Origin of the sequence: Actinopolymorpha singaporensis (assembly GCF_900104745.1) — a bacterium.
GTDB lineage: Bacteria > Actinomycetota > Actinomycetes > Propionibacteriales > Actinopolymorphaceae > Actinopolymorpha > Actinopolymorpha singaporensis.
This window is the reverse complement of record NZ_LT629732.1, coordinates 5,840,719-5,865,583: the sequence shown is the minus strand read 5'-3', so window position 1 is coordinate 5,865,583 and position 24,865 is coordinate 5,840,719. Positions and strand designations below refer to the sequence as shown.

22 protein-coding genes and 1 pseudogene are annotated in these 24,865 nt (G+C 71.8%); 18 read left to right on the top strand and 5 right to left on the bottom strand.

Annotated features, from left to right (window positions below; genetic code table 11):
• Window positions 1-3 precede the first annotated feature (3 nt).
• Window positions 4-2,121, top strand: coding sequence for an NAD-dependent DNA ligase LigA (gene ligA, locus BLU27_RS26220; protein ID WP_092656251.1), 2,118 nt, complete (start codon window positions 4-6; stop codon window positions 2,119-2,121).
• 23 nt (window positions 2,122-2,144) lie between these two features.
• Here ligA and BLU27_RS26215 read toward each other — a convergent pair whose 3' ends face one another.
• Window positions 2,145-2,819, bottom strand: coding sequence for an ACT domain-containing protein (locus tag BLU27_RS26215; RefSeq protein WP_241827648.1), 675 nt, complete (start codon window positions 2,817-2,819; stop codon window positions 2,145-2,147).
• Between the two features lie 334 nt (window positions 2,820-3,153).
• On the opposite strand from BLU27_RS26215, the gene gatC reads away from it, so the two are divergent.
• The 3 genes from gatC (at window position 3,154) to gatB (ending at window position 6,534) form a co-directional block, all read left to right on the top strand.
• Window positions 3,154-3,471 carry an Asp-tRNA(Asn)/Glu-tRNA(Gln) amidotransferase subunit GatC gene (gene gatC, locus BLU27_RS26210; protein WP_092656250.1) on the top strand — a complete coding sequence of 106 codons (318 nt, stop codon included), beginning with the start codon at window positions 3,154-3,156 and terminating at the stop codon, window positions 3,469-3,471.
• A complete protein-coding gene (gatA, locus tag BLU27_RS26205) occupies window positions 3,471-4,970 on the top strand; it encodes an Asp-tRNA(Asn)/Glu-tRNA(Gln) amidotransferase subunit GatA (RefSeq protein WP_092656249.1) in 1,500 nt (499 codons plus the stop codon). The genes gatC and gatA overlap by 1 nt, the downstream gene beginning before the upstream one ends.
• Window positions 4,971-5,034: 64 nt before the next feature.
• A complete protein-coding gene (gene gatB, locus BLU27_RS26200) occupies window positions 5,035-6,534 on the top strand; it encodes an Asp-tRNA(Asn)/Glu-tRNA(Gln) amidotransferase subunit GatB (protein WP_092656248.1) in 1,500 nt (499 codons plus the stop codon).
• Between the two features lie 34 nt (window positions 6,535-6,568).
• Here the strand turns inward: gatB and BLU27_RS26195 are convergent, their stop codons facing one another.
• Both BLU27_RS26195 and BLU27_RS26190 read right to left on the bottom strand, forming a co-directional pair.
• The gene (locus tag BLU27_RS26195) at window positions 6,569-7,867 is read right to left on the bottom strand and encodes a PQQ-dependent sugar dehydrogenase (RefSeq protein ID WP_092656247.1); all 1,299 of its coding nucleotides are present in this window, start codon (window positions 7,865-7,867) and stop codon (window positions 6,569-6,571) included.
• A complete protein-coding gene (locus tag BLU27_RS26190; protein ID WP_092658323.1) occupies window positions 7,864-9,090 on the bottom strand; it encodes a PQQ-dependent sugar dehydrogenase in 1,227 nt (408 codons plus the stop codon). The genes BLU27_RS26195 and BLU27_RS26190 overlap by 4 nt, the downstream gene beginning before the upstream one ends.
• Here BLU27_RS26190 and BLU27_RS30045 point away from each other — a divergent pair.
• Window positions 9,089-9,943: pseudogene (locus BLU27_RS30045) on the top strand (patatin-like phospholipase family protein); the annotation flags it as partial. The gene BLU27_RS26190 and the pseudogene BLU27_RS30045 sit on opposite strands and share 2 nt — an antisense overlap.
• Here the strand turns inward: BLU27_RS30045 and BLU27_RS30670 are convergent.
• Entirely contained in the window at window positions 9,880-10,059 is a 180-nt protein-coding gene (locus tag BLU27_RS30670) for a hypothetical protein (protein WP_241828079.1), read from the bottom strand. The pseudogene BLU27_RS30045 and the gene BLU27_RS30670 sit on opposite strands and share 64 nt — an antisense overlap.
• A gap of 13 nt (window positions 10,060-10,072) precedes the next feature.
• On the opposite strand from BLU27_RS30670, the gene BLU27_RS30665 reads away from it, so the two are divergent.
• The 9 genes from BLU27_RS30665 to serA all read left to right on the top strand — a co-directional run bounded on the left by BLU27_RS30665 (window position 10,073) and on the right by serA (window position 21,005).
• The gene (locus BLU27_RS30665) at window positions 10,073-10,348 is read left to right on the top strand and encodes a hypothetical protein (RefSeq protein ID WP_241828078.1); all 276 of its coding nucleotides are present in this window, start codon (window positions 10,073-10,075) and stop codon (window positions 10,346-10,348) included.
• A complete protein-coding gene (locus tag BLU27_RS26180) occupies window positions 10,348-11,304 on the top strand; it encodes a 2-hydroxyacid dehydrogenase (protein WP_092656246.1) in 957 nt (318 codons plus the stop codon). The genes BLU27_RS30665 and BLU27_RS26180 overlap by 1 nt, the downstream gene beginning before the upstream one ends.
• Window positions 11,305-11,387: 83 nt before the next feature.
• Window positions 11,388-12,749: a glycosyltransferase 87 family protein gene (locus BLU27_RS26175; RefSeq protein WP_092656245.1), complete on the top strand. Its 1,362-nt coding sequence runs from the start codon at window positions 11,388-11,390 to the stop codon at window positions 12,747-12,749.
• A gap of 145 nt (window positions 12,750-12,894) precedes the next feature.
• Complete coding sequence (ilvD, locus tag BLU27_RS26170) at window positions 12,895-14,571, top strand: dihydroxy-acid dehydratase (protein ID WP_092656244.1); 1,677 nt, start codon at window positions 12,895-12,897, stop codon at window positions 14,569-14,571.
• Between the two features lie 60 nt (window positions 14,572-14,631).
• Window positions 14,632-15,231, top strand: a complete 600-nt coding sequence (locus tag BLU27_RS26165; RefSeq protein ID WP_092656243.1) for a pyridoxamine 5'-phosphate oxidase family protein — start codon at window positions 14,632-14,634, stop codon at window positions 15,229-15,231.
• Window positions 15,232-15,255: 24 nt separating this feature from the next.
• Window positions 15,256-17,271 carry an acetolactate synthase large subunit gene (locus tag BLU27_RS26160; protein ID WP_241828060.1) on the top strand — a complete coding sequence of 672 codons (2,016 nt, stop codon included), beginning with the start codon at window positions 15,256-15,258 and terminating at the stop codon, window positions 17,269-17,271.
• A gap of 84 nt (window positions 17,272-17,355) precedes the next feature.
• Window positions 17,356-17,892: an acetolactate synthase small subunit gene (gene ilvN / locus BLU27_RS26155; protein ID WP_092656242.1), complete on the top strand. Its 537-nt coding sequence runs from the start codon at window positions 17,356-17,358 to the stop codon at window positions 17,890-17,892.
• 115 nt (window positions 17,893-18,007) lie between these two features.
• Window positions 18,008-19,039 (top strand): ketol-acid reductoisomerase, encoded by a 1,032-nt coding sequence (gene ilvC / locus BLU27_RS26150; protein ID WP_092656241.1) that lies wholly within the window; start codon window positions 18,008-18,010, stop codon window positions 19,037-19,039.
• Window positions 19,040-19,430: 391 nt separating this feature from the next.
• Window positions 19,431-21,005 carry a phosphoglycerate dehydrogenase gene (gene serA / locus BLU27_RS26145; protein ID WP_241827647.1) on the top strand — a complete coding sequence of 525 codons (1,575 nt, stop codon included), beginning with the start codon at window positions 19,431-19,433 and terminating at the stop codon, window positions 21,003-21,005.
• A gap of 56 nt (window positions 21,006-21,061) precedes the next feature.
• Here serA and BLU27_RS26140 read toward each other — a convergent pair whose 3' ends face one another.
• A complete protein-coding gene (locus BLU27_RS26140; RefSeq protein WP_092656239.1) occupies window positions 21,062-21,628 on the bottom strand; it encodes an O-methyltransferase in 567 nt (188 codons plus the stop codon).
• A 147-nt stretch (window positions 21,629-21,775) separates the two neighbouring features.
• Between BLU27_RS26140 and BLU27_RS29355 the strand changes: the two genes are divergently transcribed.
• The 4 genes from BLU27_RS29355 (at window position 21,776) to BLU27_RS26125 (ending at window position 24,815) form a co-directional block, all read left to right on the top strand.
• Window positions 21,776-21,916: a hypothetical protein gene (locus BLU27_RS29355; protein WP_157728809.1), complete on the top strand. Its 141-nt coding sequence runs from the start codon at window positions 21,776-21,778 to the stop codon at window positions 21,914-21,916.
• Between the two features lie 107 nt (window positions 21,917-22,023).
• The gene (locus BLU27_RS26135; protein WP_092656238.1) at window positions 22,024-23,079 is read left to right on the top strand and encodes a 3-isopropylmalate dehydrogenase; all 1,056 of its coding nucleotides are present in this window, start codon (window positions 22,024-22,026) and stop codon (window positions 23,077-23,079) included.
• Between the two features lie 190 nt (window positions 23,080-23,269).
• Complete coding sequence (locus BLU27_RS26130) at window positions 23,270-24,358, top strand: branched-chain amino acid aminotransferase (protein WP_092656237.1); 1,089 nt, start codon at window positions 23,270-23,272, stop codon at window positions 24,356-24,358.
• Between the two features lie 193 nt (window positions 24,359-24,551).
• Window positions 24,552-24,815: a DUF397 domain-containing protein gene (locus BLU27_RS26125; RefSeq protein ID WP_092656236.1), complete on the top strand. Its 264-nt coding sequence runs from the start codon at window positions 24,552-24,554 to the stop codon at window positions 24,813-24,815.
• Window positions 24,816-24,865: the final 50 nt, after the last annotated feature.

Sequence of the window (24,865 nt, the reverse complement as noted above, 5' to 3'; positions counted from 1 at the left end):
GCTATGGCGAAGAGCGCGTCGAAGTCGGCGAAGACCAAGGTCGCGGGCGTCCCCGCCGAGGCGCTGGACCGGCACTCGGTGCTGTCCCAGGAGATCGAGGAGCACAACTACCGCTACTACGTGCTCGACCGGCCGACGGCCTCCGACGCGGAGTACGACGCGCTCATGCGGGAGCTGAAGGCGCTCGAGGAGGCCCATCCGGAGCTGCGCACCCCGGAGTCCCCCACCCAGCGGGTCAGCGGCACCTGGTCGACCGACTTCGAGCCCGTCGAGCACCTCGAACGCCTGTTGTCGCTGGACAACGCGTTCGCGCTGGAGGAGCTGCGGGCCTGGGCGGCGCGGGTCGAGCGCGAGATCGGCACCGAGGCCGAATACCTCTGCGAGCTGAAGATCGACGGCCTCGCCATCGACGTGGTCTACGAGCGGGGCCGGCTGGTGCGCGCGGCCACCCGCGGCGACGGCCGGGTCGGGGAGGACGTCACGCTCAACGTCCGCACCATCGACAGCATCCCGCACCGGCTGGCCAAGGCCGACGCACCCACGCCCGAGGTGCTGGAGGTGCGCGGCGAGGTCTACTTCCGGGTGCGCGACTTCGAGGAGCTCAACGCCGCCCTGGTGGAGGCGGGCAAACCGCCGTTCGCCAACCCGCGCAACTCCGCGGCCGGATCGCTGCGCCAGAAGGACCCCCGGGTCACCGCTCGCCGCCGGCTGCACTTCACCGCCCACGGAATCGGCCGCACCGAGGGCTGGCAGCCACAGCGGCTGTCGGAGGCCTACGCCACCCTCGCGGCGTGGGGCATCCCGGTCAGCGACCACGTGGGCGTCCGCCGCACCCTGGAGGAGGTGGACGCCTACGCCCGGGACTACGGCGAGCGCCGCCACTCCCTCGACCACGAGATCGACGGCGTGGTGGTGAAGGTCGACCAGATCTCGCTGCAGCGCCAGCTCGGCTCCACCTCGCGCGCGCCGCGGTGGGCGATCGCGTTCAAGTTCCCGCCGGAGGAGGTCAACGCCAAGCTGATCGACATCCGGGTCAACGTCGGCCGGACCGGGCGGGTCACCCCCTACGGCGTGATGGAGCCGACGAAGGTCGCCGGCTCCACGGTGGAGTACGCCACGCTGCACAACGCCTCGGAGGTACGCCGCAAGGGCGTCCTGATCGGCGACACCGTGGTGCTGCGCAAGGCCGGTGACGTGATCCCGGAGATCGTCGGTCCGGTCGCCGACCTGCGCGACGGCTCCGAGCGGGAGTTCGAGATGCCCGTCCGGTGCCCGGAGTGCGGCACCGAGCTGCGTCCGGAGAAGGAGAGCGACGCCGACCAGCGCTGCCCCAACACGAAGGCCTGCCCGGCCCAGCTGCGGGAGCGGCTGTTCCACCTGGGTGGCCGGGGCGCGTTCGACATCGAGGTGCTCGGCTACCAGTCCGCCACCGCCCTGCTGGACGGCGGCCTGATCGCCGACGAGGGCGACCTGTTCGCGCTGACCGCGGAGCAGTTGAAGGGCTCGGACTTCTTCACCACCAAGTCCGGTGCGCTGTCGGCCAACGCCAAGCGGCTGCTGGACAACCTGGAGGCAGCCCGCACCCGGCCGCTGTGGCGGGTGCTGGTCGCGCTGTCCATCCGGCACGTCGGACCCACCGCCGCGCAGGCGCTGGCCCGCACGTTCGGGGACCTCGACCGGATCGCGGCCGCCGACGAGGAGGAGCTGGCCGCCGTCGAGGGCGTCGGGCCGACCATCGCCGCGTCGGTGGTCGAGTGGTTCTCCGTCGACTGGCACCGCGAGATCGTGGAGAAGTGGCGGGCGGCCGGGGTGCGGTTCCGCGAGGAGATCGTCGACCAGGGGCCGCGGCCGCTGGACGGTGTGACTGTCGTGGTCACCGGCAGTCTGGAGGGCTTCTCCCGCGACGAGGCCTCCGAGGCGATCCAGACCCAGGGCGGCAAGGCGTCCAGTTCGGTGTCGAAGAAGACCGCCTTCGTGGTGGCCGGCGACAACCCCGGTTCGAAGTTCGACAAGGCCCGCGACCTGGGCGTGCCGATCCTCGACGAGGAGGGCTTCCGGGTGCTGCTGGCCGAGGGGCCGGACGCGGCGCGGGAACGAGCCCTGCCTGGACAGCAGGAGTGACGGTCAGCTTCAGGGGCTGACGCTCAGCTCTGGGAGAGCGCCTGCCGAACCGTCTGGGTGAGTGCCGCCAGGTGGGCGAGCCGGGCGAGTTCGGAGTCGAGGATCTCCGGCCCACCGGACCGCCCGATCACCAGCGCCCGGTTCGGGTTGCCCATCGGGGTGGCCGCAGCGGTGATGTGACGCCACCCCTGGTTGTCCCACTCGGCCGGCACCGCCAGCCGCAACGGGCGTTCCAGCGGCAGCCAGGGCGCGTCGTCGCCGGGCAGGTCGGGGGCGGCCGGTGTGGACTCCTCCACCACCGCCTTGCCGGAGTTCCCGTCCTGGCACACCAGGAACGCCCAGTCGGCGCGGAACACCACCGGCGCGTGCCGCACGAGTATCCGCTCGGCCTCGGCCGGCTGCTCGGTCATCGACTCGACCACCTCGAGGTCGTGACGCAGCGTTCCGCCGGCGGCGTACCGCGACAGCCAGATCACCCGGACGCCGGGCACCGACAGGCAGGCCGACACCAGGGAGTCGGCCCGGCCGCCGAGGGGAAGCTCCACCACGAAGTCGTCGATCGCGGTGCCGTCGGCGCCCCGGGACACCACGTCCACGGCAACGATGTCGGCGCCGGCCTTGCCCAGGGCCGAGGCGACCTCGCCGAGCCCGCCGGGCTGGTCGGGGAGCGCGATGCGCAGCAGGTACACGCTGCTCATTGTGGCGCGATCGGCGCCTTCGCGCGGTTGCGCGGACGTTACCGATCGACCTCACGCGACCAGACCCGGCCAAGCCGGGACCATCCCTCCGGCCTGACCATGATCTTGTCGAGATCGGGTCGGGATCGGGTCGGGATCGGATCGGGATCGGATCGGGATCGCGCCGGGGTCCGGACGCGGCGGTTCTTCTGCTCGCGGCGGTCGCGGGCGCCTCCGCGTAGGCTCCTAGGATTGCCCTACGGCCGTCGCCGGCCGCCGGCAACACCCCACATCAGCCAGAAGCGCTCCGCGATCCGCCGGGGTGCTCCACGAACGAGGTAAAGGAAGCACTCCAGTGCCTGCGATCACCCGCGAGGAGGTCGCGCACCTAGCGCGCCTCGCTCGGATCGACCTGACCGACGACGAACTCGACCACTACGCCGGCCAGCTGGGCGTCATCCTCGAGTCGGTCGCCCAGGTCGGCGAGGTGGCCGCCCAGGACATTCCGCCCACCTCCCACCCGGTGCCGCTCACCAACGTCTTCCGCGCCGACGAGCTGCGCCCGGGGCTGACCGCCGAGGAGGCGCTGTCCGGCGCTCCCGTCGTCGACGGTGAGCCCGCGGTCGAGGAGAGCCGTTTCCGCGTTCCCCGCATTCTCGGTGAGGAGGCCTGATGAGCGACAGCGACCTGACCAGGCTCACCGCCGCCCGCCTCGCCGAGCTGATCAGCACCGGCGAGGCCTCCGCGGTGGAGGTCGCCCAGGCCCACCTGGACCGGATCGGCAAGGTCGACGACCGGATCCACGCGTTCCTCCACCTCGACACCGAGGGCGCGCTGGCCGCCGCCCGTCAGGTGGACGACCGGCGTGCGGCCGGCGGCACGCTCGGCCCGCTGGCCGGTGTCCCGCTCGCCCTCAAGGACGTCCTCACCATGAAGGGCGTGCCCACCACGTGCGGCTCGCGGATCCTCGAGGGCTGGCGGCCGCCGTACGACTCGACCGTCGTCCGCCGGCTGCGCGACGCCGGCGTCGTCGTCCTGGGCAAGACCAACATGGACGAGTTCGCGATGGGCTCCTCCACGGAGAACTCCGCCTTCGGGCCGACCCGCAACCCGTGGGACACCGACCGGATCCCCGGCGGCTCCGGCGGCGGCTCGTCGGCCTCGCTGGCCGCGTTCGAGGCGCCGCTGGCGATCGGCACCGACACCGGCGGCTCGATCCGCCAGCCGGGCTCGGTGACCGGCACGGTCGGGGTGAAGCCCACCTACGGCGGGGTGTCCCGCTACGGCCTGGTGGCCTTCTCCTCCAGCCTGGACCAGGCCGGCCCGTGTGCCCGCACGGTGCTCGACGCCGCCCTGCTGCACAGCGTGATCGCCGGCCATGACCAGCTGGACTCCACCTCGATCGACAGGCCCGTTCCGCCGGTGGTGGACGCCGCCCGCAACCCCGACGTGCGCGGCCTGCGGATCGGCGTGGTGAAGGAGCTCGGCGGCGCCGGCTTCCAGCCCGGGGTGGAGCAGCGCTTCCGCGAGGCGGTCGACCTGCTCTCCGACCTGGGCGCTGAGGTGGTGGAGGTCTCCTGCCCGCACTTCACCTACGGGCTGGCCGCCTACTACCTCATCGCACCGAGCGAGGCGTCCAGCAACCTCGCCCGCTTCGACGGCATGCGCTACGGCCTGCGCGCCGGGGACGACGGCCGGCACAGCGCCGAGGAGGTGATGGCGCTGACCCGCGAGGCCGGATTCGGTGCCGAGGTCAAGCGACGCATCATGATCGGCACGTACGCCCTGTCCAGCGGCTACTACGAGGCCTACTACGGCCAGGCACAGAAGGTCCGCACGCTCATCACCCGCGACTTCGAGCGGGCGTACGAGCAGGTCGACGTGCTGGTGTCGCCGACCACGCCCACCACAGCGTTCCGCATCGGCGAGCGGGTGGACGACCCGCTGGCGATGTACGCCGCCGACCTGTGCACCATCCCGGCCAACCTGGCCGGCAACGCCGCCGCGTCCTTCCCGGCCGGCCGTTCGCCCGACGACGGGCTGCCGGTGGGGCTGCACGTGATGGCGCCGGCGATGGCCGACGACCGGCTCTACCGCGTGGGCGCCGCCGTGGAGCAGGAGTTCGAGCGTCGCTGGGGTCACCCGCTGCTGGCGGAGGTGCCGGAGCTGTGAGACCCGCCACGCAAGCAACGCCAGTCATGCAAGCAGCGCCGGCAGGCGAGGAGAACGACGCATCATGACCGTCACCACCGACCTGATGTCCTACGACGAGGCTCTGGAGCTCTTCGACCCGGTGATGGGTCTGGAGGTGCACGTCGAGCTGAACACCGCCACCAAGATGTTCTGCGGGTGCCCGACGGAGTTCGGCGCGCCCCCCAACACCCAGGTGTGCCCGGTCTGCCTCGGCCTGCCGGGCTCGCTGCCGGTGGTGAACGGCCGCGCGGTCGAGTCGGCGATCCGGATCGGGCTGGCCCTGGGCTGCGACATCGCGCCCTGGTGCCGGTTCGCGCGGAAGAACTACTTCTACCCGGACATGCCGAAGGACTTCCAGACCAGCCAGTACGACGAGCCGATCGCCACCAACGGTGTCGTCGAGGTGGAGGTCGAGGGACAGATCTTCCGGGTGGAGATCGAGCGCGCCCACATGGAGGAGGACACCGGCAAGTCCTCCCACGTCGGGGTCAGCGGCCGCATCCACGGCGCCGACTACTCCATCGTCGACTACAACCGCGCCGGCATTCCCCTGATCGAGATCGTCACCAAGCCGATCGAGGGCGCCGGCCGGCTGGCACCACAGGTGGCCCGGGCCTACGTCGCGCAGTTGCGGGACCTGCTGCGGGCGCTCGGCGTGTCCGACGTCCGGATGGAGCAGGGGTCGCTACGTTGCGACGCCAACGTCTCCCTGCGCCGGCAGGGCGAGACTGCGTACGGCCTGCGTACCGAGACCAAGAACGTCAACTCGCTGCGGTCGGTCGAACGTGCCCTGACGTACGAGATCTGCCGGCAGGCCGCAATCCTCGCCGGCGGCGGCAAGGTCACCCAGGAGACCCGGCACTGGCACGAGGACACCGGCGTCACCACGTCCGGCCGGTCCAAGGAGGAGGCGGAGGACTACCGCTACTTCCCCGAGCCCGACCTGGTGCCGATCGCCCCGTCGAAGGAGTGGGTCGAGGAGCTGCGCGGGTCCCTGCCGGAGCCGCCGAGTCAGCACCGGCGCCGGCTGTTCGAGGCGTGGGGCTTCACCGAGATGGAGTTCCGCGACATCCTCGGCGCGGGCGCGCTGCACCTGGTCGAGGCGACCGTGGAGGCCGGAACCACGCCGGCGGCGGCCCGCAAGTGGTGGCTGGGTGAGCTCGCCCGCCGGGCCAAGGACACCGAGGTCGAGCTGGAGGCGCTGCCGATCACGCCCGCCCAGGTCGCCGGCGTGCAGGCCCTGGTCGATGCCGGCACTGTCAACGACAAGTTGGCACGGGAGGTCATCGACGGCGTGCTCGCCGGCGAGGGCACCCCGGAGGAGGTCGTCGACAAGCGTGGGCTCGCGGTCGTCAGCGACGACTCGGCGCTCGGCGCCGCGGTCGACCGGGCGATCGAGGCCAACCCCGACGTCGCGGAGAAGATCCGTGGCGGGAAGGTGGCCGCGGCCGGCGCACTGATCGGCGCGGTGATGAAGGAGATGCGCGGACAGGCCGACGCGGGCCGCGTTCGTGAGCTGATCCTGCAGCGCCTCGGGCAGTGATCGGAGGCTTGGTGCAAGGTGCGGTTGACGCGGGCTACCTCGTCAACCGCAGCCGGAGGATCCGGTCGTCGCCCGGTCGCGGGGAGACCCGCCCGTCGGTGTTGTTCGTGAGCAGCCACAACGACCCGTCCGGTGCCCGGGCGACGTGCCGGAGCCGTCCGTACGTACCGACGAGGAACGCCTTCGACGCTCCCGTCACGCGGCCTCCGGCGACCGGCACCCGCCACAGGCGTTCACCGCGCAGCGACGCCAGCCACATCGACCCGTCGGCGTAGGTGAGCCCGGACGGTGACGCGTCGTCGGTGGGCCACTGCGCCAGCGGGTCGACGTACCCGCGTCTCGCGCCGCCGCGCCCCTCCAGCACCGGCCAGCCGTAGTTGCCGCCGGCCCGGATCCGGTTGAGCTCGTCCGCCGCCTTGTCGCCGAACTCACTCGCCCACAACCGGCCCTGCGGGTCGAAGACCAGGCCCTCGACGTTGCGGTGGCCGTAGGTCCAGACCGCGGTGCCGAACGGGTTGCCCGGCGCGGGTTTCCCGTTCGCGGTGATGCGGAGGATCTTGCCGCCGAGGGAGGAGCGGTTCTGGGCCCGGGCGCGCTGTTCACCGTCGCCGGTGGGTACGTAGAGGTAGCCGTCCGGACCGAACCGCAGCCGCCCGCCGTTGTGGTGCTGCGGCCCGCGCGGGATCCCGGTGAAGACCGCCTCCGGTGGGCCGAGCCCGGTGCCGTCGTAGGTCATGCGTACGACCCGGTTGTCGGTACGGGTGGTGATGTACGCGTACAGCAGATGGTCCCGGGAGTAGTGCGGCGACAGCGCCAGGCCGAGCAGCCCGCCCTCGCCCTCGTGCACCACGCCGGGTACCCGCCCGACGGTGCCGACCTTCCCTCCCGGGGTCACCCGGTCCACTCGCGCGGTGTCGCGTTCGGACAGCAGGGCGGACCCGTCGGGCAGGAAGGCGAGGTCCCACGGTGTGGTGAGCCCCTTCGCGATGGTGCCGGCGACGACGGGACGGGCGGGGCCGGCCGGGCGTGCGGCGGGCCTGCGGGAAGCGGTCGGCCGTGGTGTGGCCCGCCGGGTAAGAGAGGGCGGGGTGGCCCGGGCGGACGGCGTCGGCGACGTGGTGGTGGCCGACGGCGTGGCCGTGGTCGTGCTCGGCGTCGGCGTGCCGGGAGTCGGCGAGGCGCTCCTGGTCGGTGTGGCCCTCCGGTCCGGTCCGCCGGCACCGTCGGTGTCACCGGAGCCTGAGCCGGTCAGCCCGCAGGCGGTGGCCGTGCACAGCGCGACGATCACCAGGACCGCACGGAGCGCCGGGTACGGGGTTCGGGAGCTGGTCATGGAAGCCTCAGTCGCAGGATCCGGTCGTCGCCGGGCTTGGGTGCTCCCCGTCCGTCGGTGTTGCTGGTGCTCAGCCACAGGCTGCCGTCCGGCGCGACCGCGACGGTGCGCAGCCGGCCGTAGGTGCCGGTGAGGTACGCCTGCGGCTCGCCGGCCCGGTGGCCGTCCCGCACCGGGATGCGCCACAGGCGGCGTCCGCGCAGACCGGCCATCCACAGCGCGCCGTCGGCGTAGGCGAGGCCGGACGGCGAGGCGTCACTGGTCGGCCACTGCGCCACCGGGTCCAGCGACCTGCGGTCCTGCGCGACGCCCTCCGCCTGCGGCCAGCCGTAGTTGCCGCCCCTGCGGATGAGGTTCAGCTCATCCCAGGTGTTCTGGCCGAACTCGCTGGCCCACAGCCGGCCGCCGGGGTCGAACGCGAGCCCCTGGACGTTGCGGTGCCCGTAGCTCCACACCGGGGAGTTCTCGAACGGGTTGCCGGGCGCAGGCCTGCCGTCCGGGGTCAGCCGGAGGATCTTGCCGCCCAGGGAGCGCCGGTCCTGCGCGTTGTCGCCGTCGCTGGCGTCGCCGGTCCCGACGTACAGCATGCCGTCCGGTCCGAACACCATCCGCCCGCCGTTGTGCACCCCGGCCGACGGGATGCCGGCCAGGAGCACCTCGGGGGCGCCGAGCCGCCCGCCGGTGTACCGCATCCGCACGACCCGGTTGTCCCTCGCGGTGGTGAGGTACGCGTAGACGTACGGCTGCTTCTCGAACGACGGGGCCACCGCGAGCCCGAGCAGCCCGCCCTCGCCGCCGGACTGCACGCCCGGCACCCGGTCCACCTCGACGGGCCGGCCGCTCTCGCCTCCAGTGCCGGCGCCGGCACTGGAGGCGCCGGGGATCCGGCGTACCCGGCCGGTGTCGCGTTCGGCGACCAGCGCGCTTCGGTCGGGCAGGAACGCGAGCCCCCACGGCGCGGCCAGCCCGGTGGCGACGGTGCCGGCCACCCGCGGCCGGTGCGCGGCGTCCCCGTTCGAGCCGGCGCCCGCCGGCGACCGGTGGGAGTTCTTCTCACCCGGCCCGGACGTGGGCGTACAGCCGACGGAGCCGGCGACCAGCGCACCCGCGACGGCCACGGTGACGGCCCTGGCGGCAGCCCTGGCGCCCCTGGTGAGCGGCTTGGCGCCCCTGGTGACGGCCCCGTCGGCCGGCCGGACGGGAAGTACCCTGACGCGACGCATGGGCCCAGTCTGCACGGCGACCGGCACGGCGACCCACCGCGCCACCTGGTGGTGTCGCGCAGGGCCACGAACCAGTCGCCCACGGTCATGGATCGGATTACCTTCAGGTATGAGCACCACGCGAAAGGACCCGGGCGCGGAAGGCCGCGCCGGGCGGACCGAGAAGCGGACCGAGAAGCGGACGGGGAAGGCCGCCGGCACGCGTCCGGCGGACCTCGTCCTGGAAGGCGGCGGCGTCAAGGGGATCGGGCTGGTCGGCGCGGTCGGGACGTTCGCCAAGAGTGGGTACGACTTCCGGCGGATCGCCGGGACGTCGGCCGGCGCCCTCGTCGGCGCGGTCCTCGCCGGGCTGCAGGTGGCCGGTGAACCGCTGGACCGGCTGGAGGAGATCGCCCGCACCCTCGACTACCGGAAGTTCCGCGACCGGGGCCGCGTCGGCGGCGTCGTCGGCGGGGTCGCCGACCGGGTGGGTCTCGGGCTCCTGGTCGACGGGATGTCGCTTGCGGTGGAGTCCGGCCTGTTCGAGGGGAAGTACCTCCACGACTGGATCGCCGGCGTCCTGAGGGACCTCGGTGTCAAGACGTTCGGCGACCTGCGGCTGCCACCGGACCCCGGCAGCGACCTGCCGCCCGGCCACCGCTACCGCCTGGTCGTGCTGGCCAGTGACGTGTCCCGGCAGCGCGCGGCCCGGCTGCCGTGAGACTACCCGGAGTACGGCCTGGACCCCGACGAGCAGCCGGTCGCCGACGCTGTCCGGGCCTCCGCGTCCATCCCGTACTTCTTCGAGCCCTACACGCTGCGCGCCGGGCGGGCGAACGCGGCCAGGGCGGCGATCGCCGGCCGGACACCGGGAGCGGGCGACGCCACGCTGATCGACGGCGGCCTGCTGTGGAACTTCCCGATCACCATCTTCGACCGCACCGACGGCAGGCCGCCCCGGTGGCCGACATTCGGCGTACGCCTTTCCACCCAGCCCGGACCTGTGGCACGCTCCCACCCGGTACGCGGGCCGGTCGCGCTGACCGCCGCGCTGGTCGAGACGTTGCTGCAGGCGCACAACCTCGAGCTCGCCCAGCAGCCGTGCAGCCTGATCCGGACGACGTTCGTGGACTCCTCGGCGGTGTCCGCGGTCGACTTCGACGTCACCACGGAGCAACAGGACGCGCTGCTGGCCGAGGGGTCGCAGGCGGCCCGGGAGTTCCTGCGCACCTGGGACTTCGACCAGTACGTCACGAAGTGCCGAGGAGGACCTCAGTAGTGGGAGCAGCAGCGAGCGGAACCGACGAGACGAGCGGGCCGGCGACCGCGGGGCGGGTGTGGCTGCCGGAGCCGCCGGAGGTGTACGACGACCTGCCCGCCGGCCTGGCGATCGACGTGTACGACGGGCGGTCCGACCCGCCTGCCACGATCGGCGAGGTGGCGTTCTACGTACCCCCGTACATGGGAGCGCCGCACACCGTCGAGATCATCGCCGACATGCCGAGGCTGGAGGTCGTGCAGACCCTCACCGCCGGCGTGGAGAACGTCCGCCCGTTCGTCGGCCCCGGCGTCACGTTGTGCAACGCCCGCGGCGTGCACGACGCCAGCACCGCCGAGCTGGGCGTCGGGCTGATCATCGCCTCGCTGCGCGGCTTCCCCGACTTCGTGCGCGCCCAGGACGAGCACCGCTGGGCCGCCGGCCGGCGCGACTCGCTGGCCGACAAGCGGGTGCTCGTGGTGGGGTACGGCGCGATCGGCCGGGCGCTCGAACGCCGGCTGGAGCCGTTCGAGTGCTCGGTCGTCAAGGTCAGCCGTACTCCCGGGGAGGGCGTGGCCGGCATGGACCGGCTGCCCGAGCTCCTGCCCACCGCCGACGTGGTGGTGCTGCTGCTTCCGCTGACCGAGCAGACGCACGGCCTGGTGGACGCGAAGTTCCTGTCCCGGCTGAAGGACGGGGCGCTGGTGGTCAACCTCGCCCGCGGCCCGGTGGTCGACACCGACGCCCTGCTGGCCGAGCTGACCGCCGGCCGGCTGCGGGCGGCGCTGGACGTCACCGACCCCGAGCCGCTGCCGGCCGGACACCCGCTGTGGGACGCGCCCGGGCTGCTGCTCAGCCCGCACGTGGGTGGCAACACCTCCGCCTTCGTCCCGCGCGGGCGGCGGCTGGTGAGCGCACAGCTTCGCCGGTACGCCGCGGGGGAGCCGCTGGTCAACGCCGTCGCGGGGGCCTACTGAGCCTGGCGGACCCACGGCCCGGGATTCCGCGGCCGGGCCCGACGGGGTATGAAGGTGCCCCGGAACCATCGGACAGGAGCGACGTGCGGACCAGCACGAACAGCACGGGCAGTAGCGACGAGACCACCGGGGCCGCCGAGACGACCGCGACCACCGAGACGACCGCGACCACCGAGACGACCGCGACCGCCGGGGCGTCCCGCCGGGGCGCGGCGGGCGTCGTGGGTCTCGCCGCCCGGATCGCGCTGCCGATCGTGGCGCTGCTCGCGATACTGCCGTTCGCCCAGTCGTACGGCGAGTTCTGGCCCTGGCAGCCGAACACCGTCGACCTGGACGTGTACGTCTACACCGGCCACGTCCTGCTCGGCGGCGGGGACATCCTCACCGCGCGGACGCCGGACACCGCGCTCGCGTTCATCTATCCGCCGGTGGCGGCGCTGCTCAGCGTCCCGCTGGTGTTCGTGCCGCAGACGCTCCTGCAGCTGGTCTGGACGGTCCTCAACGGCCTCGCGCTGCTGTTCGTCCTGCACCGGGCCGGCCTGCGCGGCTGGACGCTGTCGCTGCTCGCCACCGCCTGCGCGCTGGTCGTGGAGCCGGTGCGCGCCACGGTCAGCTTCGGCCAGATCAACGTGTTCCTGATGGCGCTGGTGGTCGCCGACCTGGTGCCCGGCCGCCGATGGATGCCGCGGCTCCGGCGGCGTTCGCACACCGACGGCGGCCGGTCGCTGCCCACCGGCGTCCTCACCGGCATCTCGGCGGCGATCAAGGTCACGCCCGCGTTGTTCGTGGTGATGCTGCTGTTCGCGCGGCGCTGGCGGGAGGCGCGCACGGTCGTCGTCACCGCCGTGGTGATCACCGTCGCCACCGCCGTGGTGATGCCACGGGAGACGATCGGGTTCGCGAAGCTGCTGCTGTCCGGCGACACCCGCACCGGCCCCGCGCACTTCCTGATGAACCAGTCGATGCTGGGCGTCGTCGTCCGGCTCTTCGGCTACGGCGGCTGGCAGCACTACGCCGGGCTCGCGCTGGGCGCGGCGGCGGGCATCGCCGGTGCCTACGTCGCGGCGGTGTGGTGGCGGCGCCGAGAGCAGATGTTGGCGGTCTCGCTCTGCGGTCTGGCCACCCTGCTCGCGTCCCCCCTGTCGTGGACCCACCACTACGTCTGGGTGGTGCCGCTCGGCGCGACGGTGCTGGTCGGCTCGCACCTGCCGCGGTCGCTGCGCTGGACGGGCGCGGTGTTCGTGGTGTGGGTGGCGGCGGCGATCTTCAAGTACGTCCTGCCGTGGGGCAGCGACGTCGAACTCTCCTACGCACCCTGGCAGCAGGCGCTCAGCGTGCTCGGCCCTGCGCTCGGGCTGGCCCTGCTCGCGGTGGCGTACGCGACCGGTCGGCAGGTCACCCCCGAGCCCGACCGTCGGCCCCTCGCGGACGCCGCCGTAAGGTGAGGGTGCGGTGACCCCGCCTGCGATACCGCGGCCCGGGTGTACGTTCCCGCGATCTGCTGCGCATCCGCGGCCGACCGCTCGGCGTACCGGCGCCCCGCCCCAGCAAGCCCCACCACCGCCACGGTGAACGAGGAGCCCAACGCACATGAGTAGCGACATCAAGCCGCGCAGCCGGGAGGTCACCGACGGGCTGGAGCGCGCAGCCGCCCGCGGCATGCTCCGCGCGGTCGGGATGGGCGACGAGGACTGGGAGAAGCCCCAGATCGGCGTCGCCTCGTCGTGGAACGAGATCACCCCCTGCAACCTCTCCCTCGACCGGCTGGCCAAGGCCGCCAAGGACGGCGTGCACGCCGCCGGTGGCTACCCGCTGGAGTTCGGCACCATCTCGGTGTCCGACGGCATCTCCATGGGCCACGTCGGCATGCACTTCTCCCTGGTGTCCCGGGAGATCATCGCCGACTCGGTGGAGACGGTCATGGAGGCCGAACGCCTGGACGGCTCGGTGCTGCTGGCCGGCTGCGACAAGAGCCTGCCCGGCATGCTGATGGCCGCCGCCCGGCTCGACCTCGCGTCGGTGTTCGTCTACGCCGGCTCGATCCTGCCGGGCAAGGTCGACGGCCGCGACGTCACCATCATCGACGCGTTCGAGGCGGTCGGCGCGTGTGCGCGGGGGCTGATCCCGCGCGAGGAGGTCGACCGGATCGAGAAGGCGATCTGTCCCGGCGAGGGCGCCTGCGGCGGCATGTACACCGCCAACACCATGGCCAGCGCAGCCGAGGCGCTCGGCATGGCGCTGCCCGGGTCGGCCGCCCCGCCGGCAGTCGACCGGCGCCGCGACGGCATCGCCAGGCGTTCCGGCGAGGCCGTGGTGGAGATGCTGCGCCGCGGCCTGACCGCCCGGCAGATCCTCAGCAAGGAGGCGTTCGAGAACGCCATCGCGGTGGTGATGGCGCTCGGCGGCTCCACGAACGCCGTACTCCACCTGCTCGCCATCGCCCGCGAGGCCGAGGTCGACCTCACCCTCGACGACTTCAACCGGATCGGCGACCAGGTGCCGCACCTCGGCGACCTCAAGCCGTTCGGCCGGTACGTCATGAGCGACGTCGACCGGGTGGGCGGGATCCCGGTGGTGATGCGCGCGCTGCTCGACGCCGGCCTGCTGCACGGTGAGCCGATGACGGTGACGGGCAGGACCGTCGCGGAGAACCTCGCCGACATCGACCCGCCCGACCTGGACGGCACGATCATCCGGGCGATCAAGGACCCGATCCACCGCACCGGCGGCCTGACGATCCTGCGCGGCTCGCTGGCCGAGGACGGCGCCGTGGTCAAGAGCGCGGGCCTGGAGGCGGCGGTGTTCGAGGGCCCGGCCCGGGTCTTCGAACGCGAGCGCGGCGCGCTGGACGCCCTCGAGGACGGCACCATCCAGGCCGGCGACGTGGTGGTCATCCGGTACGAAGGCCCCAAGGGCGGGCCGGGGATGCGGGAGATGCTCGCCATCACCGGGGCGATCAAGGGCGCGGGCCTGGGCAAGGACGTCCTGCTGCTCACCGACGGCCGGTTCTCCGGCGGGACGACCGGCCTGTGCGTCGGCCACGTCGCGCCCGAGGCGGTCGACGGCGGCCCGATCGCGCTGATCCGCGACGGCGACATGGTCCGGCTGGACATGACCAACCGGACGCTCGACCTGCTCGTCGACGCCGACGAGCTGGAGCGGCGCCGCGCCGACTGGACGCCGCTGCCGCCGACGTTCACCCGCGGTGTGCTCGGCAAGTACGCCCGGCTGGTGACGTCCGCGGCGCACGGCGCCGTGTGCGGCTGACGGCCCCACCGCACGACCGACGGCTCCACGGCACGACCTACGGCGAAGGGGGAACACCCGATGGGCAAGGTGCACGAACGCATCGACGGGCGGCTGCGGCAGTTCGTCGAGGCGCAGCGGGTGTTCTTCGTAGCCACGGCACCGAGCGGTTCCGACGGGCACGTGAACGTCTCGCCGAAGGGCATCGGCGGGACGTTCGCGGTGCTCGACGAGCACACCGTCGCCTACATCGACATCACCGCGAGCGGGTCGGAGACGATCGCCCACCTGCGGCAGAACGGCAGGATCACGCTGATGTTCTGCGCCTTCGAGGGCCCGCCCAACGTCGTCCGGCTGCACGGGCGGGGCCGGGTGGTGTCGATGTACGACGCGGAGTTCGCCGAGCTGGCCGCGCAGTTCACCGAGCGGCGCGGCGCCCGGGCGGTGATCGTGGTCGACGTCACCCGGGTCTCCGACTCCTGCGGCTACGGCGTACCCCTGATGGACTACGTGGGGGAGCGGGACCTGCTGCCCGCGCACATGGACCGCAAGGGCGAGGAGGGGCTGCGTGACTACCGGCGGAAGAAGAACCAGCGCAGCGTCGACGGCCTGCCCGCGTTCGACGACGACGACATGTGGACGGACCGTCCAAATGTCGAGACGGCCAAGGGTTTGGCTTGACGTGAAGGCGGCCGGTCGGAAAACCTGCATGGGTGCGTCCGCAGATTCTCGTACTCCACTCGCGCGCCGGCTGACCGCTCTCGAAGCTTCCAGCCAGCGCGCTCCCCTCGTTGCCCACCCGGGCCGAGGGGTTTTTGTTTCCCAGGAGACTGTTCTGACGGCGCAGACCACCACGACCACGACACCCGCAGCACCAGCACCACCCGCAGCACGCACCACGCGCACAGGCAGCACCGGCAGGACCGCCGGCGGTTCCAGCAGCGGTACACCCGGCACGACAGCGAGAGGACGCTCATGAGTGAGCAGATGACGGGGGCGCAGAGCCTGATCAGATCGCTGGAGGAAGCCGGCGTCGACACGGTATTCGGCATCCCCGGCGGGGCGATTCTCCCCGCGTACGACCCGCTCCTGGACTCCCGCAAGATCCGGCACGTGCTGGTCCGCCACGAGCAGGGCGCCGGACACGCCGCCGAGGGCTACGCCCTGGCCACCGGCAGGGTCGGCGTGTGCATGGCGACCTCCGGGCCCGGCGCCACCAACCTCGTCACCCCGATCGCCGACGCCTACATGGACTCCGTGCCGATGGTCGCGGTCACCGGGCAGGTCGCCGCCAGCTCGATCGGGACCGACGCCTTCCAGGAAGCCGACATCCAGGGCATCACGCTCCCGATCACCAAGCACAACTACCTCGTCACCGACCCGGCGGAGATCCCGCGCACGATCGCCGAGGCGTTCCACATCGCCTCCACCGGCCGGCCCGGCCCGGTCCTGGTCGACGTGTCCAAGGACGCGATGCAGGCGATGACCACGTTCGAGTGGCCGTCAGGTGTCGACCTGCCCGGCTACCGGCCGGTGAGCCGCCCGCACGCCAAGCAGGTCCGTGAGGCGGCCCGGCTGATCAGCGAGGCCCGGCGCCCGGTGCTCTACGTCGGCGGTGGCGTGCTGCGCGCCCGGGCCGCCCGGGAGCTGCGGGTGCTGGCGGAGATGACCGGGATCCCGGTGGTCACCACGCTGATGGCGCGCGGCGCGTTCCCCGACAACCACAGGTTGCACCTGGGCATGCCCGGAATGCACGGGACCGTCGCGGCGGTCGGCGCGCTGCAGAAGGCCGACCTGCTGATCAGCCTGGGCGCCCGGTTCGACGACCGGGTGACCGGGAAGCTGGACACGTTCGCGCCGCGGGCGAAGGTCGTGCACGCGGACATCGACCCGGCCGAGATCTCCAAGAACCGCACCGCCGACGTGCCGATCGTCGGTGACTGCCGGGAGGTCATCGCCGACCTGGTGGTCGCGCTGCAGGCCGAGAACGCCGCCGGCCGCGCCGGCGACTACACCGGCTGGTGGCGGCTGCTGGAGGAATGGCGCTCCCGTTACCCGCTGGGGTACGACAAGCCCGACGACGGCTCCCTGTCGCCGCAGCAGGTGATCGAGCGGATCGGCCAGGTCGCGGGGCCGGAGGCGATCTACGTCCCGGGCGTGGGCCAGCACCAGATGTGGACCGCACAGTTCATCTCGTACGAGAATCCCGGCACCTTCCTCAGCTCCGGCGGACTCGGCACGATGGGCTTCTCCGTGCCCGCCGCGATGGGTGCCAAGGCGGGCCGGCCCGACGCCACCGTCTGGGCGATCGACGGCGACGGCTGCTTCCAGATGACCAACCAGGAGCTGGCCACCTGCGCGCTGGACAACATCCCGATCAAGGTCGCGGTGATCAACAACTCCAGTCTCGGCATGGTCCGCCAGTGGCAGACGCTCTTCTACGAGGGCCGCTACTCCAACACCGACCTGCACTCCAGCCGGATCCCCGACTTCGCCAAGCTGGCCGAGGCGTACGGCTGTGTGGGGCTGCGCTGTGACAAGGCCGAGGACGTCGACGACGTGCTGGCCAAGGCGATGGCGATCAACGACGTTCCGGTGGTGATCGACTTCGTGGTCCACCGCGACGCCATGGTGTGGCCGATGGTGGCGGCCGGCACCAGCAACGACGACATCAAGATCGCGCGCGACCTGGCGCCGGTCTGGGAGAACGACGACCTCTAGACCGCAGCGTCGCCGACTCGGAAAGGACCCCGCGTCCCGCCAGTCGTCGTAGCCGGCCCCCTCGAAAGGACAAGGACGAGGCACATGTCCCGACACACCCTCTCCGTGCTGGTCGAGAACAAACCCAGTGTCCTGGCTCGGATAGCCGGACTCTTCTCCCGGCGCGGGTTCAACATCGACTCCCTCGCGGTCGGCCCGACCGAGCACCCGGAGATCTCCCGGATGACGATCGTGGTCAACGTCGAGGAACTCCCGCTGGAGCAGGTCACCAAGCAGCTCAACAAGCTGGTGAACGTCATCAAGATCGTCGAGCTGGAGCCCTCCACCTCGGTCCAGCGGGAGCTGCTGCTGGTCAAGGTGAAGGCCGACGGCCAGGCCCGGGGCAGCGTGCTGGAGACGGTCCAGCTGTTCCGGGCGAAGGTGGTCGACGTCGGGACCGATACCGTGACGATCGAGGCGACCGGCAGCCCGGACAAGCTCGACGCGATGCTGCGGGTCCTCGAGCCCTACGGCATCCGCGAGCTCGTGCAGTCGGGCATGGTCGCCGTCGGGCGCGGCGGCCGCTCCATCACAGACCGGACGCTTCGTTCCCTGGACCGGGTGGGCGAGCGGAGCGCCTGAGGGCAGGGCGCGGACGTCCTCCCGCGAGGAGCCGGCTCGCGTTCAGCCAGCGAAGGACACCGGGGCCGTACCCGTCGTACGACCCCCACACAATGAATTGGTCAAAGGAGAAGTTGTGGCAGAGCTGTTCTACGACGACGATGCCGATCTCGCGGTCATCCAGGGTCGTACCGTCGCCGTTCTCGGATACGGCAGTCAGGGCCACGCCCACGCGCTGTCGCTGCGGGACTCTGGTGTCGACGTCCGCGTCGGCCTGCCCGAGGGCTCGAAGAGCCGTGCCAAGGCCGAGGCGGAGGGCCTTCGGGTCCTCACGCCGGCGGAGGCGGTGGAGGAGTCCAACCTGATCGTCATCCTGGCGCCGGACCCGGTGCAGCGGAAGCTGTACGCCGAGGCGGTCGAGCCCAACCTCGCCGACGGCGACGCGTTGTTCTTCGGCCACGGGTTCAACATCCGGTTCGGCTACATCAAGCCGCCGGCCGGGGTGGACGTGGCGATGGTCGCGCCGAAGGGGCCCGGTCACCTGGTGCGCCGCGAGTACACCGAGGGGCGCGGTGTCCCCGTGCTGGTCGCGGTCGAGCAGGACGCCACCGGTGGTGCCTGGCCGCTCACGCTGTCGTACGCGAAGGCCATCGGCGGCCTGCGCGCCGGCGGCATCAAGACGACCTTCACCGAGGAGACCGAGACCGACCTGTTCGGCGAGCAGGCGGTGCTGTGCGGCGGCGCCTCGGCGCTGATCCAGGCGGGCTTCGAGACGCTCATCGACGCGGGCTACCAGCCTGAGGTCGCCTACTTCGAGTGCCTGCACGAGCTGAAGCTGATCGTCGACCTGATGTATGAGGGCGGAATCGCCAAGCAGCGTTGGTCGATCTCCGACACCGCGGAGTACGGCGACTACGTGTCGGGCCCGCGGATCATCGACGAGTCGGTCAAGGCCCGGATGCGCGAGGTCCTCGCCGACATCAAGGACGGCACGTTCGCGCAGCGCTTCATCGACGACCAGGACGCCGGCGCTCCGGAGTTCAAGAAGTTCCGCGAGCAGTCGGAGAAGCACCCGATCGAGACCGTCGGCCGTGATCTGCGAAAGCTGATGGCCTGGGTGAAGAGCCACGACGACGACTACGTCGAGGGCACGGCCGCCCGCGGCTGACGTACGGCGTCGCCGGCAGGCGCTCGGCAAGTCCAACGAGGTGGGAAGACCTGTGGGGCCCACAGCCCTGACAGGTCTTCCCACCTCGTCGTTTCCGGAGTCCGGCGCGACCGGCGAGGGTGAGGGTTCGGCCATCCCCGACCGGACCCGGCGCCGGGACTGCGCCGGGCGGGCGGCCCTGGCTATCCTGACCGCAAGTGCCGGGCCCAACGTCGTGCTCGGGGGACCGTCCCTCGCCCTCGCGACGTGCTGGAGGCCTGCAGCCGTGAATTCCCCCATTTCGGCAGGATCCGCCACCCCGGCGGCCGTTCCCGCCACCCCAGCCGCCACGCCCGCCGTGTCCGCAGCGCCGGCAACGCCGGCGCCGTCAGGCGCCGCGCGCAGGCCGGTCGTGCTCATCGCGGAGGAACTGTCCGACGCCACCCTGGACGTCCTCGGCGACGACTTCGAGATCCGGCACTGCGACGGCGCCGACCGGTCGGCCCTCCTGCCCGCGCTCGCCGACGTCGACGCGCTCCTCGTCCGCAGTGCCACCAAAGTCGACGCGGAGGCGCTGGCCGCTGCCCGCCGGTTGAAGGTGGTCGCCCGTGCCGGCGTCGGTCTGGACAACGTGGACGTACGGGCCGCGACCCAGGCCGGCGTCATGGTGGTCAACGCGCCGCAGTCCAACATCATCTCCGCTGCCGAGCACGCGATCGCGCTGCTGCTCGCGGTGGCCCGGCACGTTCCGGCGGCCGACGCGTCCCTTCGTGCGGGGGAGTGGAAGCGCAGCAAGTTCGGCGGAGTCGAGCTGTACGACAAGACCCTCGGCGTACTCGGCCTGGGCCGGATCGGCGTGCTGGTGGCACAGCGGCTGGCGGCGTTCGGCATGAAGGTGGTGGCGTACGACCCCTACGTCCAGCCCGGCCGGGCAGCCCAGATGGGCGTCCGGCTGGTTCCACTGGAAGAACTGCTCGAGGTCGCCGACGCCATCACTGTCCACCTGCCGAAGACTCCGGAGACGCTCGGGCTGGTGGGCGAGGCCCAGCTGGCCACGATGAAGCCGGGCGCGCTGATCGTCAACGCCGCCCGCGGCGGGATCATCGACGAGCACGCGTTGTACGTCGCGCTGAAGGAGGGCCGGCTGGGTGGCGCCGGCATCGACGTGTTCACGACCGAGCCGTGCACCGACTCGCCCCTGCTGGAGCTGCCCAACGTCGTGGCGACGCCGCACCTCGGCGCGAGCACCGCGGAGGCGCAGGAGAAGGCCGGCGTCGCGGTCGCCCGTTCGGTGCGGCTCGCACTGGCCGGTGAGCTCGTACCCGACGCGGTCAACGTGCAGGGCGGCGTCATCGCCGAGGACGTCCGGCCCGGCATCCCGCTGGCGGAGAAGCTCGGCCGCATCTTCACCGCGCTGGCCGGCGAGGTCGCCGTACAGATGGACGTGGAGGTACGCGGCGAGATCACCGACCACGACGTCAAGGTGCTCGAACTCGCTGCTCTCAAAGGGGTTTTCGCCTCCGTCGTGGAGGAGCAGGTCTCCTATGTCAACGTGCCCTTGCTCGCGGCCGAGCGGGGCCTGGAGGTACGCCTGCGCACCGACCCCGAGAGCCCCGACTTCCGCAACCTCGTCACGTTGCGGGGCACGCTCGCGGACGGCCGGCAGGTCTCGGTGGGCGGCACCCTGGTCGGCCCGCGGCACATCCAGCGACTGGTCGAGGTGGAGGGGTTCGACATCGAGATCGAGCTCACCTCGCACATGGCGGTGCTGCGGTACGTCGACCGGCCCGGTGTGGTCGGCGTCGTCGGCCGGATCCTCGGAGCGGCCGGGGTGAACATCGCGGGCATGCAGGTGAGCCGGGACCGCCGCGGGGGAGAGGCGCTGGCCGCGATGACGGTCGACTCGACCATCCCGCAAGCCGCGCTTGACGAGATCGCCCAGGAGATCAGCGCCGAGGGCGTTCGCGCCATCGACCTGGACGACTGACCCACGCGACCCCGCTCCCGCGGGGTTCGGCCGGTTGGGCCCGGAATGGGACCGCGTCAGTTCCTGGTAGCGATCAGGACGCTGGCGTCGATCGCCACCATCACCTCGACGGTGGTGAACCGCGGGTCGGTGAGCCACTGCTGGCGGGTGGTGTCGACCCGTCCCTGGTACATCGGCGGCCACGTGGCGCAGGGTGTGAAGTCGTCCAGTACGACCAGGCCGCCGGGCTCGACGAGCTCGGCGGCCAGGTCGGGGCCGGCCCGCTTGGCCTCGCGCACGTCGAGGAACAACAGCGTGAACGGCGCCCGCGAAGCGAGTTCCTTCCAGTCCGCCTCCAGGACGTCGACCGCCTCGTCGCCGGCGAACATCTCCCGGACCGCCTCGACCAGCCCGGCGTCGTGTTCGGCGGTGACGAGCCTCGAGCCGGCGCGCATCCCGCTGCGCAGCCAGGCGGAGCCGACGCCGCAGCCGGTGCCCGACTCGGCCAGGGTGCCCTGGCGCGAGGCCGCCAGGGAGGCGAGCAGCCAGCCGGTCTCGTTGCGACAGGAGGAGACGAAGCCGCGCCGGCGGGAGAGTTGGTGGGCGCGGGTGACCACACCGGGGATCTGGGGCGGAGCGCTCATGCGGCCAGAGTGTGGCACAAGGTCCGACCGGATCTCGTAGTCCGAGACACCGGGTCGTCTGGCGAGACAACTACTAGGACGCCCTACTATTGTCGGCCAGGTGATGTGGGTATACGTCCTTTGTTGTCCAGAAAGGAGATTCGCCCCATGATCGAAGCCCAGCAACTGGCCTACCGCGCCCTGCAGGAAGCCATGGACCGCCGCGACAACGGCGGTCGCAGTGAGGTGGAGTCGGAGTCGCTCGCGCCCGACCGGCACGACGCCGACGAGCACGTGTCCGTCCGGTAGCTCGTATCCCCTTCGCGCGATCCTCCCGGTTCCGGGACCCAACCCGACCGTCCGCATCGCAAGACCCGCGTGTCGAGATGTGGACATGAGGAAGTACGGTGAGCCCCATGGCGCAGAGCATTCGTCTCGCGGTGATCCCCGGCGACTACATCGGCCCCGAGGTCACCGAGGAGGCGCTGAAGGTCCTGTCGGTGATTTCCCCGGCGTACGACATCAAGGTCGACCCGACGCACTACGACCTCGGCGCACAGCGTTACCTCGCCACCGGTGAGGTGCTCCCCGACACCGTGCTGGCAGAGCTTCGCGAGCACGACGCGATCCTGCTCGGCGCGGTCGGCGGCCGCCCCGGCGACCCGAACCTGCCCGCGGGCATCCTTGAACGCGGGCTGCTGCTCAGGCTGCGGTTCGAGCTCGACCACTACGTCAACCTCCGCCCGTCGCGCAGCTACCCGGGCGTCCCGACTCCGCTCGCCTCCGACGCCCCGATCGACTTCGTGGTGGTTCGCGAGGGCACCGAGGGGCTGTACGTCGGCAACGGCGGTGTGGTCCGCAAGGGCACCCCGCAGGAGTTGGCCACCGAGGTCAGTGTCAACACCGCGTTCGGGGTCGAACGCGTGGTGCGCGACGCGTTCGTCCGGGCACAGGGGCGAAGGGGCAAGCTGACCCTGGTGCACAAGACCAACGTCCTGGTGCACGCCGGCGGCGTCTGGTCGCGGATCGTGGGCGAGGTGGCGCCGGAGTTCCCCGACGTCACCGTCGACTACCTCCACGTGGACGCGGCCACCATCTTCCTGGTGACCGAGCCGGAGCGGTTCGACGTGATCGTCACCGACAACCTCTTCGGCGACATCATCACCGACCTGGCCGCCGCCGTCACCGGTGGAATCGGCCTGGCCGCCAGCGGCAACGTCAACCCCGACCGCACCGCCCCGTCGATGTTCGAGCCGGTGCACGGCTCCGCGCCGTCGATCGCCGGGCAGGGCAAGGCCGACCCGACGGCGGCGATCCTGTCCGCCGCGCTGCTGCTGGACCACGTCGGCGAGCAGGCCGCGGCCCGACGGGTCGAGGATGCCGTCACCGCCGACATCGCGGCCCGGGTGGACGCTCCGGACCGCACGACCAGCCAGATCGGCGACGACATCGCCGAGCGAGTATCCAACTAGGCTTCGTCGCGTCATCCGCCTCGGAGCTGGCCGCCGCCCGCGTGACGCGTGGGCGGCGGTTCTCGTTCGTCGTTCCCGGTTGCCATTCGCCGGTTTTCGTACGTCATCTCCCTCCCCCGCGTGGGCGCCGGAGGGACCGCGTGAGGATCACACCTCCACGGGTCGAGCAATGATTGGGTACGGTGCAGCCATGACCGCAAGCCTCGAGTTCCGCCAGCAGCTCTCCGACTCCCCGGTGCCCTCCGCGCGCCGGGAGGAGATCCTCGCCGCGCCGGGGTTCGGCAAATACTTCTCCGACCACATGGTCACGGTCACGTGGACCCCCGAGCAGGGGTGGCACGACGCGGTGGTCAAGCCCTACGGACCGCTCGCGATCGACCCGGCGACGGCGGTGCTCCACTACGCGCAGGAGATCTTCGAGGGGCTCAAGGCCTACCGCCACGCCGACGGTTCGGTGTGGACCTTCCGACCGGAGGCCAACGCGGCCCGGTTCCAGCGCTCGGCTGCCCGGATGGCGTTGCCGCAGCTCCCGGTCGACGACTTCGTGGCCGCGCTCGACACCCTCGTCAGGGTGGACGAGGCGTGGGTTCCCAGTGGCGGCGAGGCGAGCCTGTATCTCCGCCCGTTCATGTTCGCTTCCGAGGTCTTTCTCGGGGTGCGCCCGGCCCGGCAGGTGAGCTTCGTGGTGATCGCGTCCCCCGCGGGGGCGTACTTCTCCGAGGGAGTGAAGCCGGTCTCGATCTGGCTTTCGGAGGACTACACCCGGGCGGCCGTCGGCGGCACCGGTGCGGCCAAGTGCGGCGGCAACTACGCCGCCAGCCTGATCGCACAGCAGGAGGCGATCGCGAACGGCTGCGACCAGGTGGCGTTCCTGGACGCGGTCGACCGCCGCTGGGTGGAGGAGCTCGGCGGGATGAACCTCTACTTCGTCTACGACGACGGGCAGATCGTCACCCCCGAGCTGGGCACGATCCTGGAGGGCATCACCCGCGAGGCGATCATCACCCTGGCCACCGAGGCCGGGCACAAGGTCGAGGAACGCCGGATCGGCATCGACGAGTGGCGCGAGGGTGCCGCCTCCGGGCGGATCACCGAGGTCTTCGCCTGCGGCACCGCCGCCGTGCTCACCCCGGTCGGGACGCTGCGCTCGCGCGAGGGGGAGCTGGTGATGGGTGACGGCACCGCCGGCCCGGTCACCACCCGGATCCGCCGGCAGCTGCTGGACATCCAGTACGGCCGGACCGAGGACACCTACGACTGGCTGCACCGGGTCTGCTGAGGTCTGCCCGAGCCCACGCTCACGTGTGACGTGGGAACTCATCGTCTACGTCCTGCGTACGAGCGGGAACTCTGTGTACATGCGCGCGGCAAGGGGAGTAGCTTGTCTGCTGCGCAGCGGGATCGCGGCAGGCGCCCGGTCTTCTCCGGCGCCCCGCGCGGGCCGATCCTCACACAGGGAGTACGCACCACACATGATCGAACGACCGACCCACGACAGCGCCGGCGTCAACCATCCGCTCAAGGGAACCTTCGATCTGGAGCGGGCCGAGTGGCGGTCCTCCGCCGCCGGCGGTGACATCGAGGTCGCCTTCGTGGACGAACTCATCGGCATGCGCAACGCCCAGGACCCCGACGGCCCGGTGCTCGTGTTCACCGAGGACGAGTGGGAGGCGTTCCTGGCCGGAGCCAAGGACGGCGAGTTCGACCCGGAGGAGCTGGAGACACCGCTGACCTGAGCGCACGACCGGCGGACCGGTGACGAAAGCCGTTGCACACAAAGGGTTTC

Excerpts from the sequence above, each read along its gene's own strand:
- ligA (WP_092656251.1), top strand. The coding sequence starts at position 4 with ATGGCGAAGAGCGCGTCGAAGTCGGCGAAGACCAAGGTCGCGGGCGTC.
- BLU27_RS26215 (WP_241827648.1), bottom strand. The coding sequence starts at position 2,819 with ATGAGCAGCGTGTACCTGCTGCGCATCGCGCTCCCCGACCAGCCCGGC.
- gatA (WP_092656249.1), top strand. The coding sequence starts at position 3,471 with ATGAGCGACAGCGACCTGACCAGGCTCACCGCCGCCCGCCTCGCCGAG.
- gatB (WP_092656248.1), top strand. The coding sequence starts at position 5,035 with ATGACCGTCACCACCGACCTGATGTCCTACGACGAGGCTCTGGAGCTC.
- BLU27_RS26195 (WP_092656247.1), bottom strand. The coding sequence starts at position 7,867 with ATGACCAGCTCCCGAACCCCGTACCCGGCGCTCCGTGCGGTCCTGGTG.
- BLU27_RS26190 (WP_092658323.1), bottom strand. The coding sequence starts at position 9,090 with ATGCGTCGCGTCAGGGTACTTCCCGTCCGGCCGGCCGACGGGGCCGTC.
- ilvD (WP_092656244.1), top strand. The coding sequence starts at position 12,895 with ATGAGTAGCGACATCAAGCCGCGCAGCCGGGAGGTCACCGACGGGCTG.
- BLU27_RS26165 (WP_092656243.1), top strand. The coding sequence starts at position 14,632 with ATGGGCAAGGTGCACGAACGCATCGACGGGCGGCTGCGGCAGTTCGTC.
- ilvN (WP_092656242.1), top strand. The coding sequence starts at position 17,356 with ATGTCCCGACACACCCTCTCCGTGCTGGTCGAGAACAAACCCAGTGTC.
- BLU27_RS26140 (WP_092656239.1), bottom strand. The coding sequence starts at position 21,628 with ATGAGCGCTCCGCCCCAGATCCCCGGTGTGGTCACCCGCGCCCACCAA.
- BLU27_RS29355 (WP_157728809.1), top strand. The coding sequence starts at position 21,776 with ATGATCGAAGCCCAGCAACTGGCCTACCGCGCCCTGCAGGAAGCCATG.
- BLU27_RS26135 (WP_092656238.1), top strand. The coding sequence starts at position 22,024 with ATGGCGCAGAGCATTCGTCTCGCGGTGATCCCCGGCGACTACATCGGC.
- BLU27_RS26130 (WP_092656237.1), top strand. The coding sequence starts at position 23,270 with ATGACCGCAAGCCTCGAGTTCCGCCAGCAGCTCTCCGACTCCCCGGTG.
- BLU27_RS26125 (WP_092656236.1), top strand. The coding sequence starts at position 24,552 with ATGATCGAACGACCGACCCACGACAGCGCCGGCGTCAACCATCCGCTC.